Origin of the sequence: Pseudomonas sp. 3HC3, from assembly GCF_044904505.1 — a bacterium.
Taxonomy (GTDB): domain Bacteria; phylum Pseudomonadota; class Gammaproteobacteria; order Pseudomonadales; family Pseudomonadaceae; genus Aquipseudomonas; species Aquipseudomonas putida_Y.
This window is the reverse complement of sequence record NZ_JADDRH010000058.1, coordinates 1-670: the sequence shown is the minus strand read 5'-3', so window position 1 is coordinate 670 and position 670 is coordinate 1. Positions and strand designations below refer to the sequence as shown.

At 69.6% G+C, this 670-nt stretch carries 1 pseudogene; it reads right to left on the bottom strand.

Annotated features, from left to right (window positions below):
• Positions 1–670: pseudogene (locus INQ47_RS25630) on the bottom strand (non-ribosomal peptide synthetase); the annotation flags it as partial.

Genomic DNA, 670 nt, shown 5'->3' with positions numbered 1-670 from the left:
AGCTCGAAGAAGTTGTCGCTCAAGCCGACCCGCTCCAGACGCAGCACATCGGCCCAGACAGCGGCAATGCGCTGTTCCATTTCGCTTTGCGGGGCTACATAGGCCTGTTGCAGCAGGCTGGCATCCGCCGCCGGCAAGGCACGGCGGTCGAGCTTGCCGTTGGCGGTCAGCGGCATGCGCTCGAGCAGCAGCAGGTGCGCCGGCACCATGTACTCCGGCAGGTCTTCGCGCAGTGCGGCCTTGACCGCCTCACGCCAGATCGCCTGGTCCGCCACCGCTTGCCCGGCCACCAGGTAACCGACCAGCTGGGTGCCACTCGCCCCCTCCTGGACCAGCACCACGGCCTCGCGCACCTGGGGCAGCGCCTGCAGCCGCGCCTGGATCTCGCCCAGCTCGATGCGGAAGCCACGGATCTTCACCTGATGGTCCATCCGCCCGACGTACTCGATCACCCCATCGGCGCGCCAGCGTGCCAGGTCGCCGCTGCGGTACAGCCGCGCCCCGCTCTCGCCGAACGGGTCGGGAATGAAGCGCGTGGCGCTGAGGTCGGCGCGCTTGAGGTAGCCACGGGCCAGGCCCTGGCGACCGACGTACAGCTCGCCGACACAGCCGGCGGCCACCGGGTTGAGGTCGCTGTCGAGCACGTACAGGCTCTGGTCCGGGATCGGCA